Consider the following 253-nt stretch of genomic DNA (forward strand, 5'->3'; position numbering starts at 1 on the left):
AAGCGACAGCAACATCGGGACCAGCTGGATCGCCAGGTACAGGAGTGTTTTACGGCCAGCAAAAAACGCAGTGGCGCTCCGCGGCTGACAAAGGAACTGGCAAGCCGAGGTAATGTGTATAACCGTAAGACAGTTGCTGCCAGCATGCGGCGGCAGGGGCTGCGGGCTAAGGCAGCCAAGAAGTATAAGGCCACTACCTCCTCGAAGCACAATCTGCCGGTGGCTTCCAATCTACTGAAGCAGAACTTCAATG

1 protein-coding gene is annotated in these 253 nt (G+C 55.7%); it reads left to right on the plus strand.

The window, feature by feature from the left end; genetic code table 11:
* Positions 1 to 253 (plus strand): IS3 family transposase (locus Q1A48_RS21600; protein ID WP_299948951.1); only part of this gene is annotated, 253 nt, incomplete at both ends.

It is taken from the genome of uncultured Microbulbifer sp. (assembly GCF_947489355.1).
In the GTDB taxonomy this organism is placed as follows: Bacteria; Pseudomonadota; Gammaproteobacteria; order Pseudomonadales; family Cellvibrionaceae; genus Microbulbifer.